Annotated in this window: 20 protein-coding genes; 14 read left to right on the top strand and 6 right to left on the bottom strand. The window is 62.0% G+C overall.

Going from position 1 to position 22,374, the window contains the following annotated elements; translation table 11 throughout:
- Nucleotides 1-11: 11 nt before the first annotated feature.
- Both AC0L2Y_RS12195 and AC0L2Y_RS12190 read right to left on the bottom strand, forming a co-directional pair.
- On the bottom strand, nucleotides 12-572 hold the full coding sequence (locus AC0L2Y_RS12195; protein WP_352664241.1) for a TadE/TadG family type IV pilus assembly protein: 561 nt from the start codon (nucleotides 570-572) through the stop codon (nucleotides 12-14).
- Nucleotides 573-724: 152 nt separating this feature from the next.
- On the bottom strand, nucleotides 725-1,147 hold the full coding sequence (locus AC0L2Y_RS12190) for a pilus assembly protein N-terminal domain-containing protein (RefSeq protein WP_352455128.1): 423 nt from the start codon (nucleotides 1,145-1,147) through the stop codon (nucleotides 725-727).
- 343 nt (nucleotides 1,148-1,490) lie between these two features.
- Between AC0L2Y_RS12190 and AC0L2Y_RS12185 the strand changes: the two genes are divergently transcribed.
- The 9 genes from AC0L2Y_RS12185 (at nucleotide 1,491) to AC0L2Y_RS12145 (ending at nucleotide 10,560) form a co-directional block, all read left to right on the top strand.
- The gene (locus AC0L2Y_RS12185) at nucleotides 1,491-1,661 is read left to right on the top strand and encodes a Flp family type IVb pilin (protein WP_352488184.1); all 171 of its coding nucleotides are present in this window, start codon (nucleotides 1,491-1,493) and stop codon (nucleotides 1,659-1,661) included.
- Nucleotides 1,662-1,818: 157 nt separating this feature from the next.
- Nucleotides 1,819-2,337: an A24 family peptidase gene (locus AC0L2Y_RS12180; protein ID WP_473556345.1), complete on the top strand. Its 519-nt coding sequence runs from the start codon at nucleotides 1,819-1,821 to the stop codon at nucleotides 2,335-2,337.
- A 189-nt stretch (nucleotides 2,338-2,526) separates the two neighbouring features.
- Nucleotides 2,527-3,342 (top strand): Flp pilus assembly protein CpaB, encoded by an 816-nt coding sequence (gene cpaB / locus AC0L2Y_RS12175; RefSeq protein WP_352488187.1) that lies wholly within the window; start codon nucleotides 2,527-2,529, stop codon nucleotides 3,340-3,342.
- The gene (locus tag AC0L2Y_RS12170; RefSeq protein WP_352488188.1) at nucleotides 3,339-4,865 is read left to right on the top strand and encodes a type II and III secretion system protein family protein; all 1,527 of its coding nucleotides are present in this window, start codon (nucleotides 3,339-3,341) and stop codon (nucleotides 4,863-4,865) included. Before cpaB ends, AC0L2Y_RS12170 begins: the two co-directional genes overlap by 4 nt.
- Before the next feature lie 14 nt (nucleotides 4,866-4,879).
- Entirely contained in the window at nucleotides 4,880-5,614 is a 735-nt protein-coding gene (locus tag AC0L2Y_RS12165) for a CpaD family pilus assembly protein (RefSeq protein WP_473556343.1), read from the top strand.
- 55 nt (nucleotides 5,615-5,669) lie between these two features.
- Nucleotides 5,670-6,953 (top strand): CpaE/TadZ family protein, encoded by a 1,284-nt coding sequence (locus tag AC0L2Y_RS12160; RefSeq protein WP_352488190.1) that lies wholly within the window; start codon nucleotides 5,670-5,672, stop codon nucleotides 6,951-6,953.
- Nucleotides 6,954-6,982: 29 nt separating this feature from the next.
- Nucleotides 6,983-8,491, top strand: a complete 1,509-nt coding sequence (locus tag AC0L2Y_RS12155; RefSeq protein ID WP_473556342.1) for a CpaF family protein — start codon at nucleotides 6,983-6,985, stop codon at nucleotides 8,489-8,491.
- 29 nt (nucleotides 8,492-8,520) lie between these two features.
- Nucleotides 8,521-9,534, top strand: a complete 1,014-nt coding sequence (locus AC0L2Y_RS12150; protein WP_352488193.1) for a type II secretion system F family protein — start codon at nucleotides 8,521-8,523, stop codon at nucleotides 9,532-9,534.
- 9 nt (nucleotides 9,535-9,543) lie between these two features.
- Nucleotides 9,544-10,560, top strand: a complete 1,017-nt coding sequence (locus tag AC0L2Y_RS12145) for a type II secretion system F family protein (RefSeq protein WP_292654024.1) — start codon at nucleotides 9,544-9,546, stop codon at nucleotides 10,558-10,560.
- 115 nt (nucleotides 10,561-10,675) lie between these two features.
- On the opposite strand, the gene AC0L2Y_RS12140 is transcribed toward AC0L2Y_RS12145, so the two are convergent.
- A complete protein-coding gene (locus AC0L2Y_RS12140; protein ID WP_352488566.1) occupies nucleotides 10,676-11,497 on the bottom strand; it encodes a tetratricopeptide repeat protein in 822 nt (273 codons plus the stop codon).
- 123 nt (nucleotides 11,498-11,620) lie between these two features.
- On the opposite strand from AC0L2Y_RS12140, the gene AC0L2Y_RS12135 reads away from it, so the two are divergent.
- The 5 genes from AC0L2Y_RS12135 to pdeM all read left to right on the top strand — a co-directional run bounded on the left by AC0L2Y_RS12135 (nucleotide 11,621) and on the right by pdeM (nucleotide 17,599).
- A complete protein-coding gene (locus tag AC0L2Y_RS12135; protein ID WP_473556340.1) occupies nucleotides 11,621-12,985 on the top strand; it encodes a leucyl aminopeptidase family protein in 1,365 nt (454 codons plus the stop codon).
- 69 nt (nucleotides 12,986-13,054) lie between these two features.
- A complete protein-coding gene (locus tag AC0L2Y_RS12130; RefSeq protein WP_023676939.1) occupies nucleotides 13,055-13,405 on the top strand; it encodes a MarR family winged helix-turn-helix transcriptional regulator in 351 nt (116 codons plus the stop codon).
- 30 nt (nucleotides 13,406-13,435) lie between these two features.
- Nucleotides 13,436-14,296, top strand: coding sequence for a C40 family peptidase (locus AC0L2Y_RS12125; protein WP_473556337.1), 861 nt, complete (start codon nucleotides 13,436-13,438; stop codon nucleotides 14,294-14,296).
- Between the two features lie 67 nt (nucleotides 14,297-14,363).
- Nucleotides 14,364-16,886 carry a ligase-associated DNA damage response DEXH box helicase gene (locus tag AC0L2Y_RS12120; RefSeq protein WP_473556335.1) on the top strand — a complete coding sequence of 841 codons (2,523 nt, stop codon included), beginning with the start codon at nucleotides 14,364-14,366 and terminating at the stop codon, nucleotides 16,884-16,886.
- Complete coding sequence (pdeM, locus tag AC0L2Y_RS12115) at nucleotides 16,883-17,599, top strand: ligase-associated DNA damage response endonuclease PdeM (protein WP_473556333.1); 717 nt, start codon at nucleotides 16,883-16,885, stop codon at nucleotides 17,597-17,599. The genes AC0L2Y_RS12120 and pdeM overlap by 4 nt, the downstream gene beginning before the upstream one ends.
- A 2-nt stretch (nucleotides 17,600-17,601) precedes the next feature.
- Here the strand turns inward: pdeM and AC0L2Y_RS12110 are convergent, their stop codons facing one another.
- The 3 genes from AC0L2Y_RS12110 to AC0L2Y_RS12100 are packed head-to-tail and all read right to left on the bottom strand — an operon-like array spanning nucleotide 17,602 to nucleotide 22,209.
- Entirely contained in the window at nucleotides 17,602-18,537 is a 936-nt protein-coding gene (locus tag AC0L2Y_RS12110; protein WP_473556331.1) for a dimethyl sulfoxide reductase anchor subunit family protein, read from the bottom strand.
- A gap of 10 nt (nucleotides 18,538-18,547) precedes the next feature.
- Nucleotides 18,548-19,282, bottom strand: a complete 735-nt coding sequence (locus AC0L2Y_RS12105) for a 4Fe-4S dicluster domain-containing protein (RefSeq protein WP_473556329.1) — start codon at nucleotides 19,280-19,282, stop codon at nucleotides 18,548-18,550.
- On the bottom strand, nucleotides 19,279-22,209 hold the full coding sequence (locus AC0L2Y_RS12100; RefSeq protein ID WP_473556326.1) for a molybdopterin oxidoreductase family protein: 2,931 nt from the start codon (nucleotides 22,207-22,209) through the stop codon (nucleotides 19,279-19,281). Before AC0L2Y_RS12100 ends, AC0L2Y_RS12105 begins: the two co-directional genes overlap by 4 nt.
- Between the last annotated feature and the right edge of the window lie 165 nt (nucleotides 22,210-22,374).

The following is a 22,374-nucleotide window of genomic DNA, read 5'->3' as shown; positions in this document are numbered from 1 at the left end:
GACTATGTGGTTCAGTTGTCGAACGGCTCGTTCTGCCAAGTGATCGAAGCAAAATGCAGCGTTTTGCCGTCCTTCAGGTTGGCCATCGATTTGGCCATGAAGTCGGTCATCACCGGCCATTTGTAAAAAACCCGCAGCATGTTTCTCGACTCCGCCAGGCCAGGTGCGACGGTGAAGGTCTGTGTGCTCGTGCCCTTGGTCAGCACGACGTCGCCATCCTGAATCTTGAAACCGGCCAGCGCCGCATCGGCGAAGGTCGGATATTCGCGCAAGTCCACCAGCAATCCGGGACAGGTCTTGGCGACCATGATCTCCAATTTGGTGCAGATCATATCCCGCAGCTTGGTACCGGACACATCGGTCGGTCTTAGTTGGCCGGTACGCAGCTGGCGCGCGATGTCGTCGGTGGCGTTTGCCATCACTTCCTGTGCGGCAAAAGAAATGCAGCTCTCCAGGATGGCGAAGACAAGAAGCGCGAAAGGAATTGCAAGCATGGCGAATTCGATCGCCGTGCTCCCGCGGCGGTCGCCCAGAAACCGTCTTGGAAAACCTGCTCGTCCTGCCTTGCTCATGTCCTCTGCCCGCCGATGCCGCTTCTGTATCGGTCCCACCCTTAGTCGGAACCGATTGAAGTCCGGTTGGAATGACCGTTAAATTCAATGGGAAGGCCTTAACCCGGCGATAACCGAAGCACGTTCCCGTCAAAGGCGGAGACGTCGGCTAGCTAATGCCCGGCGCTCATTTCGGCTTCAGAGGCCTTCTCGGCATCGCTCTTATACGAGCTTTCGCAATATGGCGCGCAGGACATGGTCTGTACTTCGGAACGCCGATAGATGCGCACCGACGATGCTGCCTGGCGCACGACGGTTATTTGCTCATCGACGATCGGGTTACCCTCTTGGTCGAGGACGACGAGATTGGTGACGCCAAATCCCTTGCCGGTCAGTACGATGGTCGATGCGTCCTGCACGGAGGCGTCGGCGATCGCCGGATTGCCGACGACAATCGTATCGGCGGCGCGCGACAATTTGATAATTTTTGCCTGGTTCATCGTCACCTCGATGCCGGCGCCGGCCTTGGCTGGAAAGGCGAAAGCCGCTGCGGCAAAAAGCACGGCAACTGGAAATGATGATCTCGGCCCGGCCATTGAGGCGCCCCCTGGCAAACTGTTCAACAGAACATGAACGAGATTGGTGAACCAACCGTTAAGCGGCTGGAGTTCAGGATTAAGCCGGAACCGGCATTGGGCCCAGCCGGCACGGCTGGAACGTCTTTGCCGAATTGCGCCTTTTGCGCCTTTTGTCAGCCCGTGGGCCCAGCGGCGGGTATTTTAGTTCTGGGTTAACCACGCAATGTCGTCGAAGCGGGAAAGGAATCGGTAAGCCTGTTTATTAAGCCGATTGAAACAGCTTCTCCTTAGATTCGCAGTATCCGATCAGCCACCAAGAGAAGTTGACGGAAGTGCTGTAACAATTGGAGTAGGAGCTCGAATGTCTAACCTCATCGCACGTTTTGTGAAGGACGAATCCGGCGCGACCGCTATCGAATACGGTCTGATCGCCGCCCTTATCGCGCTTGCCATCATGGTCGGCGCCGGCTCGCTCGGCAACGCGCTGAACGCCAAGTTCAGCACCATCTCCACTAAGGTGAGCGGTAGCTGATCGTAACAGGTTCGCTTGTTCTCCAAATAAGGGCCGCCGCACTGGCGGCCCTTATTTAGTCTTTAGTCCCGGCACGATTTGAAATTCGGGCCTCATCAATCGTTAAGCGAATGTGACTAGGCTGAGGGCCAGATGCAATTTGACCACAGGCGCGCCGATGCTTGAAGCCGTGATCTTCGTCGTGTTTCCGTTCTGCATGCTTTTTGCCGCGATCTCCGATATGCTTTCGATGACGATCGCCAATCGCGTGCCGGTGTTGCTTGTGGTTGTGTTCGCCTTGGCTGCGCCTTTGACCGGCATGGACTGGGTCACCTATGGCTGGCATTTCGCCGCCGCCGGCCTGGTTCTCGCGGTGACGTTCGGCCTGTTCGCGCTGGGCGGCATGGGCGGTGGCGACGCCAAGCTTCTGGCTGCCACTGCTATGTGGATGGGACTGAACATCCATCTCATCGAGTACCTCGTCGCCTCGACATTCATCGGCGGCCTGCTGACGCTAGCCATCCTCGCCTATCGAAAGTCGCCGCTTGCCGCCGTCACAAGCCACAATCCGTTCCTGCGCCATTTCGCCGATGAGGCGACCGGCGTTCCGTACGGCATCGCGCTTGGCGTTGGCGGTCTGCTCACCTATTCCGACTCGCCATTGATGGCCTGGGCACTTACCAGGCTGGCGGGCTGAATTTCGCTTTACGCCGTTGGCGCCGAGCAGGCGAGTTGGCCACGTTTTCCTTCGGGCCGGGCTTGTCGATCTAATTTATGTAAACGTTAAATTAATCACGATCGTAAGTATAACATTAACCTTGTTTTGACGATTGCCGCTGCAAAGTCCCGCTTGGCTACGTGGTTTGCCAAGGCGAGGTTCGGACAGATGCCAGCATCCCGATTGATTATTCTGAGCGTGGCGATAGCCGCGGCCGGTGGTGCAGGCTATGTCGCGAAGAACATGGTCGTGGCTCCGCCGCCTCCGGTTGTCGATTCCGGTCCTCAGGCGCCGACGATCGCACTGCAGGATGTGCTTGTTCTTTCCGGCGACGTTCCGATGGGCAGTCCGCTTGAAAACAACATTTCCTGGGAGTCATGGCCGTCCGCCGGCATCAACGCAAATTTCATCACCCGCGCCGCCGAGCCTGAAGCGCTGGACAAGCTGAAGGGCGCCGTCGCCCGCGTGGCGCTCTACGCCGGCGAACCGCTGCGGCGCTCGAAGCTGATCGGTGAGGGGCAAAGCTTCATGTCGTCGATCCTGCCCTCCGGCATGCGGGCTGTTGCCACAAGCATCTCGGCCGACACCTCGGCCGGTGGCTTTATTCTTCCCAACGATTTCGTCGACGTCATCATGACCCGCAGAGCCGATCCCGCCAATGGCGGTGGTTCGGGCTTCACGACCGAAACTATTCTCAAGAATATTCGCGTCCTGGCGATCGACCAGACCATTCAGGAAGACGAGGAAGGCAAGAAGACCAGGGTGGGCCAGACCGCCACCCTGGAATTGACGCCGCAGCAGTCAGAGATCATCACCGTCGCACAGCAGATGGCAGATCGCCTGACATTGGCGCTGCGCTCGATCAAGGATAGCCAGGACAAGAATGTGGGCGAAGCCGACTACCTGGTTTCCGGCAATGGCCGGCGCGGAACGGTGCGGTTGATCAAGTCGGGCGAAGTTTCCGAAGTGGGGGCAAGGAAATGAGTCTAAAAACCAAACTGCCGCTCACGCTGGCTGCGGCGATCGGCCTGTTTCTCCTTGGAACGAATGCATATGGCATCCTCGATGCCAGTGCGGCGGGCAATGCCAGGGTTACGGCTTCGACCGCCACCCAGCGGGTCAAGCTTGGACTGAACAAGTCGGTGGTCATCGACCTCCCGAGTGATGCCTACGACATTCTCGTCGCCAACCCCGCTGTAGCCGACGCGGTGACCCGCACCGCCAGGCGCATCTATCTGTTTGGAAAGGCGGTCGGCGAGACCAATATCTTCGTCTTTGGCCCGAATGGCGAGCAGATCGTCAGCCTTGACCTAGCGGTCGAACGTGACGTCGCCGGGCTGGAGGATTACATCAAGCGCTTCATCCCGTCATCGGAGGTCAAGGTCGAGTTGCTGAACGACAACGTCGTTCTGACCGGAACCGTTGACACTCCTCTGGACGCCAAGCGCGCGGCTGATCTGGCGAACATCTTCGTGTCCGGCGGCGAGGCGACCACGGGTCAATATTCGCAGACCGCTGCCGGCGGTTCGGCTGAAGCCGGCGTCGCGATCGATAACCCGGATGCCGAGCGCCGCGTCAGCAAGATCGTCAACCTGCTGCAGATTATCGGCGACGACCAAGTGACGCTGAAGGTGACGGTCGCGGAAGTCAGCCGCTCGGTGATGAAGCAGCTCGGCGTCAACATGGTGGGCAACGGCAGCAGCAACGGCATCAGCTGGGGCGCGGTAAGCGACAATTTCACTGGTTTGGGCAAGTCGCTGTCGAACTCGGGCCTCGCTATCGGGAGCTCGACGCTGCAGGCCTACATCAATGCCATGGAACAGTCCGGCGTCATGAAAACCCTCGCCGAACCAACATTGACGGCCGTATCCGGCGAGAAGGCGACCTTCAAGGTTGGCGGCGAATACAACATGGTGACCAGCGTTTCCCAAGCCGTATCAAACGATAACCAGACCGGTCTGAAGACGTATTCGATCGAGAAGATCGAATACGGCATTGGCCTGGAATTCCAGCCGGTGGTGCTGTCTCCCGGCCGTATCAGCCTGAAAGTCAGAACCTCGGTTTCCGAGCCGACAACGGAGGGGTCTGTGTCTTTGTCCGAAGGTGTAACAAGCCCGGGCATGAATGCCCTGTCGCTCCGCAAGCGCTTGGCCGACACAACAGTGGAACTGCCTTCGGGCGGCTCGATGATGATTGCCGGCCTTGTCCGCGATGATCTCAGGCAAGCCGTCAACGGCTTGCCCGGTCTGACAAAGATTCCAGTGCTTGGCGCGCTGTTCCGCAGCAGGGATTTCGTTCGCAACGAGACCGAGCTCGTCATCATCATAACGCCCTATCTGGTGAAGCCGGTGGCGCGCAACGATCTTGCCAAGCCGGATGACAATTTCAACGCCGCCAGCGATGGCGCCGGCATTTTCCTTGGCCGCGTCAACCGTGTCTACGGCACCATGCAGACCGACAAGCCCAACGGCCGTTACCACGGCGTTGTCGGCTTTATCTACAAGTAAGCGGGGAAGCGGTCATGTCTAAGGCAACATCGAAGGCGCAGGCGATCACCGCGACGCGGTCAGTCCATTCGCGAATCTGGCGGCCGGCCGTTCCCATAATAGCGATCGCGGTGGCGGCATTGCTGGCCGGCTGCGCCAATCGCGACAGCGTCACGGTAGGTGCCATACCGGACGATTATCGCACCACCCATCCGATCGTCATAGCCGAGAAGATACAGAAGATCGATCTTCCGGTCGGCGCCGGCGACCGTGGTATGACCAGATCCCAGCGTGACACACTCCTGGGCTTCCTGGACGGATACGACAGGAGCGCGGCCCCGGTGCTGACGATTGAGATTCCGAGCGGCTCAGCCAACGAAATCGCAGCGGCAGCGGCCGGCCGCGATTTCGCCAGGCTGGCCATAGCCAGCGGCATCAGCCGGAAGCGGATCGCCTTGCGGTCCTATCAGTCTGTCTCGGCCGAAGCGTCCGCACCGGTCCGTGTTGCCTACGTCTCGGTGAAGGCTCAGACGGATAAATGCGGGCGCTGGCCCGAAGACCTGCTGCAGACTTCGGAAAACAAGCACTATGCCGATTTCGGCTGTTCGTATCAGAACAACCTGGCTGCCCAGATGGCCAATCCGTCCGATCTGATCGGGCCACGCAAGCCGACGCCGATCGACGCGGAAAATCGCGGCGCGGTGATCGACGTCTATCGTGACAGAGGTATCTCGGACGAATTCCTCGGCAATTCGGAAGTCGAATATTAACGAGTGTTGAGGCTCAACAAACCCTAAGCCGCGCAAGTCACGGAAAGTGATGACAATGAGCAATCTTGCCTATGACACAGAGGTACCGGGCGGCGAAACCTCGGAGCAGGATATTGCCGCGATGCAGGCGTTGCGGCCGATCCCGCGCATTTCGATCCAGGCATTTTGCGAGACCGAAGGCGTAGCCAATCCGGTCGAGCGCGCCGGCGAGGATCGCCGCATGGCCAAGGCCCATCTGAAGGTGCATATGGGGGGCATCCCCACCGCCATCGAATTCTATCAGTCGGCGCCGACACCGAACCTGATCCTGCTTGAATCGCGCAGCGAGCCGAAGCTGTTGCTGGAACAACTCGCACAGCTCTCCGAGCATTGTGATCCGACCTCCAAGGTGGTGGTTGTCGGCCACTACAACGATGTCGGCCTGTACCGCGAACTCATCCGTTCGGGCATTTCCGAATATGTCATCGCGCCCGTATCGATGGCCGACATCGTCAGCGTGGTGTCTTCGATCTTCGTTGATCCGGAAGCTGAGCCGATCGGCCGCTCGATTGCGTTCATCGGCGCCAAGGGCGGCGTCGGCTCCTCAACCATAGCCCATAATGTGGCCTGGGCCATGTCGTCCCTTTTCAAATCCGAAGTGGTTGTCGCCGATCTCGACCTCGCCTTCGGAACGGCCAATATCAATTTCGACCAGGACCCGGCGCAAGGCATTGCCGAGGCGGTCTTCTCGCCGGAACGCGTCGACGAGGTCTATCTCGACCGGCTGCTCGCCCAATGCGCCGAGCACTTGTCGCTGCTTGCGGCACCTTCGACCCTGGAGCGGGTCTACGATTTCGATCCTGACGCCTTCACCCAGCTTATCGACATAGCCCAGCGTAGCGCGCCGCTCCTCGTGCTTGATGTTCCCCACGTCTGGGCCGGCTGGACCAAGAACACGCTGGTCAAGGCCGACGAGATCGTCATCACGGCGACGCCCGAACTGGCCAATCTGCGCAACACAAAGAACCTGGTCGACATGCTGAAGCGGCTTCGTCCGAACGATCCTGCGCCAAAGCTTGTAATAAACCAGGCCGGTGTGCCGAAACGTCCCGAGATTACGCCGTCCGACTTCTCCGAATCGCTCGGCCTTTCGCCGATGTCGATCATCCCGTTCGAGCCGCTTTTGTTCGGAAATGCTGCCAATAATGGACGTATGCTCGGTGAAATGGATGCCAAGAGTCCGGTCGTCGCCACGATCAACGAGATCGCCCATGTGCTGACAGGGCGCAGCGAAATCAAGGTGAAGAAAAAGGCTGGCCTCGGCAACCTGATCGGCAAGCTTTCGCGCAACAAGAAGTGATGCCTCAGCGGTGGAATTGGTAAGCGATCATGTTTGGTAAAAGAGGCAGCGACGACGGCAACCGGACCATTCCGGAATTCCGTCAGCCAGCACCCGCACCTGCTGCGCCGGCGGCCGCCAACCCTGTGGAAGCGGCTGTAACTGCCAGGCCGGCGGCGCTGCCGCCATCCGGCGCGCCTGCCGCGCCGGCGGTTCGCCGTGCGGTCGAGCCGCCGCCATTGGCCCCGGAGCCGAAAACTATCCAGCGCCAAAAGAGTGAAACCTACTACGACACCAAAAGCCAGGTCTTCGCCGCACTCATCGATACGATCGATCTGTCGCAGCTGGCCAAACTCGATCCCGAAAGCGCGCGCGAGGAAATCCGCGACATTGTCAACGACATCATCGCGATCAAGAATTTCGCGATGTCCATCGCCGAGCAGGAAGAGCTTCTCGAGGATATCTGCAACGACGTTTTGGGCTACGGGCCGCTGGAGCCACTGCTTGCCCGCGACGATATTGCCGACATCATGGTCAATGGCGCCAAGAACGTCTACATCGAAGTCAACGGCAAGGTCGAGCAGACCGGCATCCGTTTCCGCGACAACCAGCAGCTCCTCAACATCTGCCAGCGTATCGTCAGCCAGGTTGGCCGCCGCGTCGATGAATCAAGCCCGATCTGCGATGCGCGTCTTCCTGATGGCTCCCGTGTCAACGTCATCGCACCGCCCCTGGCTATCGACGGCACCGCACTTACCATCCGCAAGTTCAAGAAGGACAAGCTGACGCTCGACCAGCTGGTCAAGTTCGGCTCGATTTCGCCGCAAGGGGCCGAGATTCTCAAGATCATCGGCCGTGTCCGCTGCAACATTGTCATCTCGGGCGGTACCGGCTCAGGCAAGACGACGCTGCTCAATTGCCTGACCAACTATATCGACCGCGAGGAACGCGTCATCACCTGCGAAGACTCAGCTGAGCTGCAATTGCAGCAGCCGCATGTGGTGCGTCTCGAAACCCGTCCGCCCAACCTCGAAGGCGAGGGCGAAGTGACCATGCGCGACCTGGTCAAGAACTGTCTGCGCATGCGCCCCGAACGCATTATCGTCGGCGAAGTGCGCGGACCCGAAGTGTTCGACCTGCTGCAGGCGATGAACACCGGCCATGACGGCTCGATGGGAACGATCCACTCGAACAGCCCGCGCGAATGCCTCAACCGTATTGAGTCGATGATCGCCATGGGCGGCTATACGCTGCCGCAAAAAACCGTGCGCGAAATCGTCGTCGGCTCCATCGACGTGATCATACAGGCTGCACGCCTGCGCGACGGATCGCGGCGTATCACCCACATCACCGAGGTGATCGGCATGGAAGGCGACGTCATCATCACCCAGGACATCGTTCTCTATAACATCAAGGGCGAGGACGCGAACGGCAGGCTGCTGGGCGAGCACGTGTCGACTGGCATCGGCCGTCCGCATTTCTGGGAGCGCGCCCGCTATTACGGTGAGGAGCAGCGCCTCGCGGTTGCGCTCGAGGCGATGGAGAAACGCGCTGACTGATCCGTCTGGAAGCGTGAGGGCCAGGGTCGATGTTCGGAATTGACGGCACTGTATTGGCATTCGTCGTGCTCGCCGGCTTCAGCGCCGGCGCTGTCGCCTATGCTTTCCTGTTCAACCGGATCAGCACCGAGAAGCAGGTCGGCAAGCGGCTTGATTCGATCAAGACCGCCGAGACGGATCGTTCCGTCGTCAAGGCTTCGCGTGATCGCGTGGCGGAAGCGGCCAAGCGTCGCAAGTCCGTCCAGGATTCGCTGAAAGATCTCGATCAAAAGCAAAAGTCCAATCAGAGCCTGGTCAAGAAGCCACCGCTGAAGATCCAAATCCGTCAGGCCGGCATGAAGATCTCGCTTGAGCGCTTCTATGTCTACTCGGCGGTCTGCGGCGTCGTCTTGACGGCTGTTGTCTATTTCATCGGCGCACCACTGCTGGTCTTGCCGGCTGCGCTGCTGGTCGGCGTCTTGGGTCTGCCCCGCTGGTTCGTCTCGTTTCGCCGCGCGCGCCGCGTCAAGGCGTTCCTCAACGAATTTCCGAACGCGCTCGATATCATCGTGCGTGCGGTAAAATCCGGTCTGCCGCTGAACGATGCCGTGCGCCTGATCGCCAACGAGTCCCCCGAGCCGGTCAAGACCGAGTTCCGCCGCATCGTCGATTCGCAGCAAATGGGTTTGTCGATCCCCGACGCGGCCATGCGCATGCCAGAAACGATGCCGTGCACCGAGGCGAGCTTCTTCGGCATCGTCATCCAGATTCAGTCTCAGGCCGGCGGCAATCTTTCCGAAGCGCTGGGCAATCTATCGCGCGTGCTTCGCGACCGCAAGAAAATGAAAGCCAAGGTCCAGGCGTTGTCCATGGAAGCCAAGGCATCCGCCGTGATCATCGGCGCCTTGCCTTTCGTCGTCGCCTTTCTCGTCTATTTGACGAGCCCGAACTACATCATGCCCCTCTTCACCACCAGCACCGGCCATCTGATCCTCGGTTGTTCCGGCATCTGGATGTCGATGGGCGTCCTGGTAATGCGCAAGATGATGAACTTCGAAGTCTAGGACTCGCGTATGACCGATCACGTCATCAGAACTCTCACCGATCCGTCTCTGCTGATCGCACTGCTGGTCGGCATTGCGGTGTTTGCGACCGTCTTCACGCTGCTGCCCGCCTTTGGCGGAAACCAGCTCAAGGCGCGCATGAAATCCGTGGCGCTGGAGCGCGATGAGCTGCGCGCCAAGCAGCGTGCGCGGCTGGCAGTCGAAGCCGACCGCCGACGCAAGGGCCTGCGCGAAGAACAGTCGGTCGGCATGCGCAATATTGTCGATCGCCTGGATCTCAGGCGTGCGCTGGCGGATGAAGGTACCTTGCAGAAATTGAAAGTGGCGGGTTTTCGCGGGCAAAATCCGCTGACACGCTTCCTTTTCTTCCGTCTCGTCCTGCCCTTCATCGGCTTTGCATTGGCGGCGATGTATCTGTTCGTGCTCGGAGGATTGCCCGAGCAGCCGCTTTTCGTGAAGCTGTTCGTGTGCATCGTGGTAGCCTATGCGGGGTTCTACGCGCCGGTGCTCTACGTCAACAACCGCGCTACCAAGCGCAAGCAGTCGATTCAGATGGCGTGGCCGGACGCGCTCGACCTGTTGCTGATATGCGTCGAGTCCGGCATGTCGGTGGAAGCGGCGCTCCGCAAGGTCGCCGATGAGATCGGCGCGCAATCGGTGGCATTGGCGGAAGAGTTCATCCTGACCAACGCCGAGCTTTCCTATCTGCAGGAGCGCAAGCAGGCCTACGAGAACCTTGCAAGCCGAACTGGCCTCGAATCCGTCAGGTCGGTGTCCCAGGCGTTGGTTCAGGCTGAGCGCTACGGTACGCCCGTGGCGCATGCGCTGCGCGTGCTGGCCGCCGAAAGCCGCGACATGCGCATGAATGCCGCCGAGAAGAAGGCCGCGGCCTTGCCGCCCAAGCTCACCGTGCCGATGATCCTGTTCTTCCTGCCGGTGCTGTTCGCCATCATTCTGGGTCCCGCCGGCATCCAGGTCAGCCAGCGCGGCATCTTTGGCGACCAGCCGAAATCCAGCAGCGAGTAGCGCCAGCGGCGTCGCCACAAAGCTGATATGATTCAGGGCCGCGCTGCCGGTGCAGCGCGGCTCTTTGCGTTTGACATGTTGCGGAATTCTCGCGCCGGTTCGGCGCTCGAAGCGGTCAGTTGGTGGCGGGCTTTGCCTTGTCCTGGTCCTTGAGCTGGCTCCAGGCATTCTGCTGCGCCAGCATCTGGCGCAGGTAAGCGACATTGGCCTGCGCCTGATCCGGCGACAGCTCTTGCGAGGCGATCTTCTCGGCCTCGTCGAAACGGCCTTGCAGACCGACGACCAGCGCCAGGTTCTGGCGGACGCGGCTGTCTGCATTCGGCTGCTGGGCGGCCGAGCGCATATAGGTTTCGGCCGTGCGCAAATCACCTTCCAGCACGTACGACATGCCGAGATTGGAAAGGATCGACGGTTCGTTCGGCCTGAGGTCAAGCGCCTTGCGATAGCCTTGGCGCGCCTCGTCCTTTTGGCCGAGCTGGTCGAGAATGGCAGCTTCGGCCGATACCAGTTTCCAGTCAGGATATTCGGGCGTCTGGGCGCGGCGCACGGCATCGAGAGCCGGCTCGAACTGACCGTTGGCGGCTAGCGCCTTGCCATAGGCGGCGAGCACGTCGCGGTCCTTCGGCAAGGCGATCGCCAGCTTGCGCATCACCGCAAGCGACTGGTCTGCGTCGCCGTCCATCTGCAGCGCCGCGGCATAGTTTGTCGCGGTCCGCTTGTCGCTGGGGTTTTTCGAATAGGACTGGCCGAGCGCCATCGTAGCGTTGTGCAGTTCGCCCGCCGACATTGTTTCCAGCGGCTTGCCGCTTGGACGAGAAATCGAGCCAGTCGTCAATTTGCTGGTTCCGCAGCCGGCGACGCCTGCGGCAAGCACCATCATCAACGCTGTGGTGATCAGCCTATGTGCACTGGCGTTCATCCTGCGGTTGGTCGGCATCGGCACCAGGGCTCCGTTTATGCGCGTGACCATTTGCGTGGTCATCTTCCCTCCCGCAGAAATATTCTGTTAACCCTAACGGAGTGTTAAGAAACGCCGACTCGGAAGCCCGGAGACCAGCGAATGCCTGTCGAACTCGTCGAGAAAGAATTGAGCAGTGCGCTGCCGGTCCATCTGGTGGCCAAGGGTGCTCTGGCGGCGGCGGGCCTTGCGCCATCCTCGGTCGCCTGGGCCAAGGCCAACGGCTTTTCCGGCGAGGCCGGCAGGACGCTGATCGTGCCTGGCGACAACGGTGCGATTACCGGAGCCCTGTTCGGCACCGGTGATGGCGAGGGCGCACTGGCCATCGGCGCACTAGCGAGAGCCTTGCCCGAAGGCGACTGGCATTTTGCGTCCGCACCGGCCAAGCCCGAGCTTACGGCACTCGCCGTGGCGCTCGGCGGCTATGTCTTCACCCGCTACGGCAAGAAGCCAGGCAAGACGCTTCGCCTCGCGCTGCCGGCAGGCACCGACGGCGCCCGCATCCGCCGCCTCGCCGATGGCATTTTTCTGGCGCGCGATCTGGTCAACACGCCGACCAGCGATATGGGCCCCGGGCATTTGGAGAAGGCCGCCAGGACCTTGGCCGCGACGCACAAGGCCGAAATATCGGTGACCAAAGGTGACGATCTTCTTACCGCCAACTTTCCGATGATCCACGCCGTCGGTCGAGCTTCGGCCGACGCGCCCCGCCTGATCGACATGATTTGGGGGCCGAAGAATGCCCCCAAGATAACGCTGGTCGGCAAGGGCGTCTGCTTCGATACAGGCGGTCTAGACATCAAGCCTTCCTCGGGCATGCTTTTGATGAAGAAGGACATGGGTGGCGCTGCCAACGTGCTTGGCCTCGCCTCCATGATCATGGCCACCGGGCTGAAGGTCCGGCTGCGCGTGCTCATCCCCGCAGTCGAGAATTCGATTGCCGGCAATGCCTTCCGGCCCGGCGACGTGCTGGCCAGCCGCAAGGGCATCACCGTAGAAATCGGCAACACCGACGCCGAGGGGCGGCTGGTGCTCGCCGATGCCTTGGCCTTGGCCGATGACGAAGAGCCGCAGATGCTGGTCGATATGGCGACGCTGACAGGCGCTGCCCGTGTTGCGCTCGGTCCCGACCTGCCGCCGTTCTATACCGGTGACGAGGCGCTTGCATCCGAGCTGGCGGACGCCTCCGTTGCGGTCGAGGATCCGCTATGGCGCATGCCGTTGTGGAAGCCCTATGACGCCAAGCTGGCGTCGAAGGTGGCCGACATCAACAACGTCACGTCGGACGGTTTCGCCGGCTCGATCACCGCGGCGTTGTTCCTGAAGCGCTTCGTCGAAAAGACCGCCGCTTGGGCGCATGTCGACATCTTCGCCTGGAACCCGTCCGATCGCCCGCACGGCCTTGCCGGTGGCGAAGCGCAAGGCATCCGGGCGCTGGAGCAGGTCATTTCGAACCGCTACGGCTGATTCTCGGGCATAGCCGACGAAGGTATTGACTGAAACGGAACCGAAACAATTTTCCGTCATGCTGGACGGATGTCGATTATCATGCGTCCAAGCCAGGCCTTGCGACTATGGCAACAGGTGGTGCTGTCCGAGGTGCGTGACGACGCGCCTGATCTCACCATGCGCCAGACGGCGATCCTGTTCACCATCTATCTCGATCCGCCGCCGCACACGGTGCGCGGGCTCGCCGCCCGCCTCAACGTCACGAAGCCGGTGATCACCCGTGCGCTCGATACGATGGGCGCGCTGAAACTGGTGTCGCGCCATCGCGACGAGCTCGACAAGCGCAACGTGCTGGTCAGGCGCACAGTCGAAGGCGCGCTCTTTGTCGAGCGCTTTGGCGATGTTATCATTGCCAGAGCCCAAGAGTTGCCCATTTGACCAAGTTGCCCATTTGAACGAGTTGCCGATTTGACCGCCAGGGATGCCCGCCTCCATGCCTTCCGCTCCGATCTCGCCGACGCCAGGCTGAGAGGCGAGGTTTCCGCCGACCGTTTCGTCGCCGGCCGGCCGGCTCGCATCACCGCCTCCGTCGCCGACATCCGCAAGGCGCCGCGGCCGGACGCCGGCGTCGATACCCAGCTTCTGTTCGGCGAAGACGTCCTTGTCTTCGAGGACGTTGAGGGCTGGGCCTGGATACAGGCCGAGCGCGACGGCTATGTCGGCTATGTCGCGGACACCGTGCTGGGCGATCGGGAGCATGCGCCTACCCATGTTATCTCGGTGCCGCGCACTTTCCTCTATCCGGGACCGGATTTGCGGTTCCCGGTGAGCGGGCAGCTCTCGATGGGGTCATTGGTGGCGGTGACGGGCTCAGCCGAAACGCGCGGCACGCATTATGCGCTGTTGCCGTCCGGCCAAGCGGTCATCTCGGGTCACCTCAGGCCGGTCGCCGAGGCCGCCGCCGACTATGTTGCGGTCGCCGAGGCGTTTCTCGGCACGCCCTATCTGTGGGGCGGCGTCTCCGGATTCGGCATCGATTGTTCCGGTCTCGTGCAACTTGCAATGCACATGGCTGGCAGGCAAGTGCTGCGCGACACCGACATGCAGGCGGCGACCATTGGTGAACCGCTCGACCCCGGGCCGGATTTTGCCGGGTTGCGGCGCGGCGACCTGGTCTTCTGGAAAGGCCACGTCGCGATCATGACGGACCCGGAGACCATGATCCACGCCAACGGCCACACCATGCTGGTGTCGCGTGAAGGACTGAGGGAGGCGGTCGCCCGTATCGGCTATCTCTATGGCGGACCGACCGGGTTTCGCCGGCCGTAATGCGAATCGATCACCTTTTGTTCTGATTCTGCTTGGCGATTGCGCGTCACCGCGCTACCTCTGGCGCGTGACAGAGCAGCCGCGCCTTGCCGAACAGAATGCCGCCGTCGTCCTGCCCGAGCCATTTGTCAAATGGTTTGCGGAAAAGGGCTGGTCGCCGCGCGCCCACCAGATCGATTTGCTGGCCAAGGCCCAGAGCGGGCAGTCGGTATTGCTGATCGCGCCGACCGGCGCCGGCAAGACGCTGGCCGGGTTCTTGCCATCGCTGACCGAACTGGCTGGCCGGCCGAGGAGAAGGCCGGGGCAGGCGCACCGAGGCATCCACACACTCTACATCTCGCCGCTGAAGGCGCTGGCCGTCGACATCGAGCGCAATCTCGGCAAACCCGTCGAAGAAATCGGGCTGCCGGTCACCGTCGAGACACGCACCGGTGACACGCCCGCACACAAGCGCCAGCGGCAGAAGCTGGCACCGCCCGACATTCTCCTGACCACGCCCGAGCAATTGGCGCTGCTGATTGCCGCGCCCGATGCCAGGCGCTTCTTCGAGGACCTGCGCTATGTCGTGCTCGACGAATTGCATTCGCTGGTGACCTCCAAGCGCGGGCATCTCCTGTCGCTCGGGCTGGCCCGGCTGCGCTCGTTTGTGCCCGCCCTGCAGACGATAGGCCTGTCGGCGACGGTCGCCGAGCCCGACGAATTGCGGCGCTGGCTGGTCAGCCAGAATCCACCGGGGCCGATGGCCGAACTGATCATCGTCACTGGCGGCGCCAAGCCCGAGATCTCCATTCTCGATTCGGAGGAGCGCGTGCCGTGGGCGGGACATTCGGCCCGCTACGCAACACCGGAGATCTACAACGAGATCAAGCGCCACAAGACAACCCTGCTGTTCGTCAACACGCGCAGCCAGGCGGAGTTGCTGTTCCAGGAGTTGTGGCGGGTAAACGAGGACACCTTGCCGATCGCGCTGCATCACGGCTCGCTTGATGTCGCCCAGCGCCGGCGCGTGGAGAAAGCGATGGGCGAAAACGCCCTGCGCGCCATCGTCGCCACATCGACGCTCGACCTCGGCATCGACTGGGGCGATGTCGACCTGGTCGTCCATGTCGGCGCGCCGAAAGGTGCCAGCCGGCTGGCGCAGCGCATCGGCCGCGCCAACCACCGTATGGACGAGCCGTCCAAGGCGATCCTGATTCCGGCCAACCGCTTCGAGGTGCTGGAATGCAGGGCGGCGCTCGACGCCAATTATCTCGGTGCCCAGGATACGCCGCCGCTGGTCAACGGCGGTCTCGACGTGCTGGCGCAGCACGTGCTGGGCTGCGCCTGTGGTGCGCCGTTCCATGCCGATGCGCTGTTCGAGGAAGTGCGGACGGCTGCACCCTATGCCGATCTCGATCGGCCGACATTCGATCGCGTCGTCGAGTTCGTCGCCACCGGCGGCTATGCGCTGAAGAACTACGAACGCTACGCCCGTATTCGTCTCAACAGGGACGGGCTGTGGCGGGTCTCAAATCCTCGCGTCGCCCAGCAATACCGGCTGAATGTCGGCACCATCATCGAAGTGCCGGCGCTCAACGTCCGCTACGTGCAGGCTGGCAGCAGAGGCGCGGCTTCGCGTGGCGGCCGGGTTCTGGGCAAGATTGAGGAGGCCTTCCTCGAGACGCTGACGCACGGCGATACCTTCATGTTCGCTGGCAAGGTGCTGCGTTTCGAAGGCATCCGCGAGAATGAGTGCTTCGTCTCGAACGCGCCCGGCAGCGACGCCAAGGTGCCGTATTACGGTGGTGGCAAATTCCCGCTTTCGACGTACCTGGCCGAACAGGTCCGCGCCATGCTGGACGATCCGCAGCGCTGGAAGAAGTTGCCGGAGCAGGTCGCAGACTGGCTGCGCTTCCAGGCCGACAAGTCGGTACTGCCGAAACGCGACGATCTGCTGATCGAGACCTTTCCGCGTGGCAACCGCTACTATCTGGTGGCCTATCCATTCGAGGGTAGGCTGGCGCACCAGACGCTCGGCATGCTGCTCACCCGCCGCCTCGACAGGGCGGGAGCCAAGCCGCTCGGCTTCGTCGCCACCGACTATGCGCTTGCCATATGGTCGCTGGCCGATATGGGCCATATGTTCAGGGCGAAGAAACCGTCGCTGGCTCAGCTATTCGATCAGGACATGCTGGGCGACGACCTCGAAGCCTGGCTCGCCGGCAGTTGGCTCTTGAAGCGCACCTTTCGCAATTGCGCGCTGATCTCGGGGTTGATCGAGAAACGCCACCCGGGGCAGGAGAAGAGCGGCCGCCAGGTAACCGTGTCGACGGATCTCATCTACGACGTGCTGCGCAGCCACGAGCCCGACCATATCCTTTTGCAGGCGACGCGGGCCGATGCCGCGACCGGTCTCTTGGATGTCAGCAGACTTGCCGAGATGCTCTCGCGCGTCCAAGGTCGAATCATGCATAAGAACCTCGAGCAGATATCGCCGCTCGCCGTGCCGATCATGCTCGAGATCGGCAAAATGCCGGTGCACGGCGAGGCCGATGACACGCTGCTGATGGATGCAGCCACGCTGGTCGAGGAGGCCATGGGGACGAAATGACTGTCGCGCTCGCCATGGCTGCGCCTCTGGCGGATGCGGGCGCTGTCCGTATCGCCGGCGAACGCGCGATCTGCGACTGTCGCGGCGTGCTCTATTTTCCCGAATTCCGGCTTCTGGCGGTATCCGACCTGCATCTGGAAAAAGGCTCATCACTGGCCAGGCGCGGCACGCTGGTCCCACCTTACGACACCGGCGCGACGCTGCTGCGGCTGCAGGCGGTGATCGCCGATTATCAGCCCGCGATCGTCATCAGCCTGGGCGACAGTTTTCACGATGGCGGCGGCGCAGCGCGTATGCACGCGAGCTTTCGCGAAAGGCTGGAAGGGCTGATGGTCGGGCGCGACTGGTTCTGGGTCGCCGGGAACCATGATCCTGAAGCACCGGCCGACCTGCCCGGCGAGACCGTGCGCGAGCTGGCCATAGGCTCACTACTCTTCCGGCACGAGCCTTCGGCGGTGAGAGTGGAAGGCGAGATATCAGGCCACCTGCACCCTTGCGCCCGCATCGTGCAGCAAGGCCGCTCCGTGCGGCGGCGCTGCTTTGCCGGTGATGGCAGCCGCATGATCATGCCGGCTTTCGGCGCCTATACCGGCTCGCTCAACGTGCTCGATCGCGCCTATCTGGGACTGTTCAAGCGCGAAACGCTGATGGCCTACATGCTTGGCGCCGAACGCATCTTCGCGATTTCGCACGCGATGCTCAGGCCGGGCTGAACCTACCTGCCGTAGTACAAAGTGACGGTGTGCTTGGCCTCGGCGAAGAACAGCCAGCGCTCGACCAGCATTCCGGCGAGTTGGGCGATTGCGGCGAGTATCGACAGTGCTGCCGCATAGGGCCACGGCAAGGCGAACGCCGCGACCAGCAGCAACGCGGGCAAAGCAAAGGCCAGCACCTGCGTGATCTGGCGGAGTTTAGCGCTGTGCTTGCGCGCGATGCGAAAACCCATTTCCTTGAGCAGATAGTTTTCTTCCGTATGCGGCCACTCGATCGACCGCACCGTGCCGCCGGCGAGCCCGGTTGCGGTGTTGGCATTGGTCGGGATCTCCAGCCTGTCATTGTATCGCCAGGTCGCCAGCTTCAAACCCCAGCCGAGCGCAGTCAGCAACAGGGCAGCCACCAGAAGCGCACTCGAGCCTGCGGCAAATCCCTGCAGCAGGGCGTTGAGCAGTACGCTGCCGGTCATCGCCGAAAAGATCAGATAGCCGGGCAGGGTGAAGCGGCTGTGCCATTGGGCGATAGGCTTCAACGACGCGTAGATCATGCCGGTGGTGCAGACGGTGGCGGCCGCGCCGATGGCAGCGAGCAGCCCGGCGACAGCCACCCAGCCGCTCGTACGGCCGAGGACCACCCAGCCGATGCCGAACAGTCCCGCCGGCACGAAGGTGACGACGGACGCCACGCCTTCGCGCGACAGCCATGAGCTTCGCCATTGCGAGAAGGCACGCCAGGCGCGTTCGGGCCGGCCGAGATGGCCGGCTGACGACAGCAGGCCTGCCGAGATCAGGCCAAGCGCCAATCCCATGCCGATGAGGCCAAGCCAGAAATCGGGCGGGATAAAGCCCTGTCCGGCGAGCACGCCAAGCAGCGCGAGCAGGCCGTAACCGGCGCCCGTGGCGGTGGTGAAAAAGACGACCGAGAATGCTGGATGCATGAGACGCGGGTCAGTTCGAAAGCATGCGGTCGACCCAGCCGAGGAAGCCGCCTTCCGCCCGCACCGCTTCTAGCCCCGGGGCGGAGACCGATACGGCGCGAGAGGTGTGGGCACGTGGCGGCAGATATTTGTTGGTCGGCTTGTAGCCCATCTCCGGCATCAGGTCGACGCCACCGCGCTCGGCCACCAATTGTGAGATAGCCGATTCCGGATCGCCCAGATCGCCGAAATGCCGCGCGCTGGTCGGACAGGCGGCGACGCAGGCCGGCACACGATCTTCTTCCGCCAGATTGTCGTTGTAGATGCGGTCGACGCACAACGTGCATTTCTTCATCACGCCAACATCGGTGTCGAATTCGCGCGCTCCGTAGGGACAGGCCCAGCTGCACAATTTACAGCCGATGCACTTGTCCTCGTCGACCAGCACGATGCCGTCCGACGCCCGTTTGTAGGAGGCGCCGGTCGGGCAGACCGTGACGCACGCCGGTGTCTCGCAGTGCAGGCAGGAGCGCGGGAAGTTCACCGTGCGTCCGCCCATCTCCGTCATGTGCTCATAACTGTGCACGCGGTTGAACCAGACGCCGTCGGCATTGCCGCCATAGGGGTCGATGTCGGTTAGCGGCGCCATATGGCCGCCGGTGTTCCATTCTTTGCAGGCGGTAACGCAGGCCTGGCAGCCGACGCAGGTGTCGAGATCGATGACAAGGCCGAGCTTCTTGTCGGTATGGGCGGGAAGGCAGGTCATTCGGCAGCTTCTCTTTCCCGGCGAAATTCGGCGCCGAAACTGAGTTTGTCGGGCGAGGGCTCGAAGCCCGGCGGCTGCCGGAACCGCTCGAACTGCGGTTCGGTGAAGCCAGCTTCTTCGGGCGCGCATTTGACGATGCGCACGCGCAGGTCGAACCACGCCGCCTGGCCGGTCACCGGATCGGAATTCGAATAGCGTTTGCCGCTGGTATCGGCGGAGGTCTGGTCGCCGATGATGTGGTTGAGCAGGAAGCCGCGATTGGATTCGGCCGCGTCATCCTTGAGCCCCCAGCTGCCGCGCCGTTTGCCGATGGCGTTCCAGGTCCACACCGTATCGGCGTTGACGCCGTCGATCAGCCTGATCTGCCCCTTGACTTTGCCGTTGATGCTCTCGATCCACACCCAGTCGTCATCGACAAGCCTGAGGCCGGCGGCGGTCCGCTGGTGCACGAACAGCCGATTCTGGCTGGTGATCTGTCTCAACCAGGCGTTCTGCCCGCCCCAGGAATGGTACATGTGCATCGGCCGCTGCGTCAGCGCGTGCAGCGGATAGGCTTGGCTATCGACCGCAGCCTCTTCGAAGGGCGCGTACCAGAACGGCAGCGGATCCATATAGGTCTCGATGCGGCTGCGCTCTGCCTTCGGCGGCAGCACCCCGCCATGGCCGCGCGCCGCGAGGCGAAAGCGCTGCATCGGCTCGGAATAGAGCTGGAACACGATCGGCTCGGCCTTCGGGATGAAGCCCATGCTCTCGGCGAATTCGAGATACGAGCGGTTGGCCATTTTGTAGTAGCGCTGATCGGCGGCGAAATCCTGGTGCCAGAAGCCGCCATTATCGATGTAGCGCTGCAACTGGTCGGGATTGACCTCGCCCTTGCCGACCGAGGTCCCGTCCTTTCCGCGCCAGCCGGCGAGCGGACCGACACCTGGCGTGCGCTCGTGATTGACGATGTAGTCGGCATAGTCGCGATATTTGGCGGCGCCATCGTCGTCGACGAAACCGGGTAGGCCGAGCCGCGCGCCGAGCTCGATCAGCACCGACTGGAACGGCCTGACGTCGCGGTCCGGCTCGACCACGGGATGGCGGATGGCGTCGCCCGGCCCGTCGGCGTGGCTGATCGGCCGGTCGAGCAGACTGATACAGTCATGACGCTCGAGATAGGTCGTATCCGGCAGCACCAGATCGGCAAAAGGCACGGTCTCTGAATAATAAGCGTCGGAATAGATGATGAACGGGATCTTGTACTCACCCGATGCATCCACATCGGTCAGCATCGCCATCGTCTCGACCGTGTTCATCGACGAGTTCCAGGCCATGTTCGACATGTACATGAATAGTGTGTCGATCGTGTAGGGATCGCCGGCCCAGGCGTTACGGATGACCGTGTGCATGAGGCCGTGTGCTGCAAGCGGCGCATCCCAGGAGTAGGCCTTGTCGATACGAATGGGCTTGCCGCCTTCATCGACCAGCAGGTCCTCCGGTCCGCAGACGAAGCCGAGCGGCATGCCCTCGAGCGCCGTCATTGGCTTCACATTCTTGCCGGCTGGTTTGGGGCCCGGCGGCGCGGACCGCGGATAGGGAGGCTTGAAGCGGAAGCCGCCCGGCACGTCCACCGTGCCGAGAAGCACCTGAAGCAGATGAATGGCGCGGCAAGACTGAAAACCGTTCGAATGGGCCGAGATGCCACGCATCGCATGCATCGACACCGGGCGGCCCTTGATGGTCTCGTGCCGGCGGCCGGCCCAATCCGTCCAGGCCACCGGCAATTCAATTTGCTGTTCGAAGGCGACATGAGCGAGTTCTGCGGCAATGCGTCGGATGGTGTCGGCGGAGATGCCGCACCGGTCAGCGACGGCGTCCGGTGAATAGCTCTCATCCAGATAGCGGTCGGCGACGAGTTGGAAGACCGGCACGCAACGGCGGCCGTCGACGAGAAAGCCGCCGGTCAATGCGGGCTTCGCGTCGGCATCGCTGGCATCGACAGGCATCTTCGCCACCCTGTCCCAAGCCAGCGGATTGCCGTCGCTATTGCGCATGAACAGCCCGTCATCGACAGCTCCAGGCTCCTGAACGATTAGGATGTGGGCGTTGGTGTAGCGCAAGAGGTACTCGAGATCGACGCGGCCAGCCTTCAGCAATTCATGGATGAGGGCGAATACGAACAGGCCGTCGGTGCCGGGCCGGATGCCGACCCAGTCGTCGGCAATCGCGTTGTAGCCGGTGCGGCAGGGGTTGATCGAGACCACCTTGGCGCCGCGCGCCTTGAGCTTGCCGAGGCCGATCTTGATCGGATTGGAATCATGATCCTCGGCAACCCCGAACAGCATGAAATATTTGGTGTTGTCCCAATCGGGTTCGCCGAACTCCCAGAACGAGCCGCCAATCGTGTAGAGGCCGCCGGCCGCCATATTGACCGAGCAGAAGCCGCCATGGGCGGCAAAGTTCGGCGTGCCGAACTGGCTCGCCCACCAGCCGGTCAGCGATTGCGACTGGTCGCGCCCGGTGAAGAAGGCGAGTTTCTTCGGATCGGTTCGGCGGATGTTCGAAAGCCGTTCTGTCGCGATCGACAAGGCTTCCTCCCACTCGATTTCGCGGAACTCACCCGAGCCGCGCGGACCGGTGCGCAGTAACGGCTTCTTCAGCCGGGCCGGGCTGTAATGCTGCATGATGCCGGCGCTGCCCTTGCCGCACAGCACGCCGCGGTTGACCGGGTGATCCTTGTTGCCGTTGATGTAGCGGACCTTGCCGTCCTTGATATGGACGTCGATGCCGCAGCGGCAGGCGCACATATAGCAGGTCGTCTTGGCGACGCTATCGGAGACATCGGGCGAAGTATCGACGCCGTCGCCTTCAGCGGGCGCGCGCGTATCGGCAAGCGGCCGTTGGGATGGTGCTGAGTTGGCGCCGCGCAGCGGTTTGTTTGTCATGATCCGGCGATGTTTTTGCGTTCCGCGGCCTTGGCTCTCGTCTTCGGGCCTGGCCCGCGCATGTAATGCTGTTCCGGACGATAGCGTTCACCGACGAGCCGCCACCGCAGACTGCGGGACCAGTGCGTGAACACGGATTTGAACAGCCTCACCAAATTTCTACCC

It is taken from the genome of Mesorhizobium sp. WSM4830, from assembly GCF_055811495.1.
Note: the sequence above shows the minus strand (reverse complement) of the source record. Positions and strands in the feature narration are given on the sequence as shown.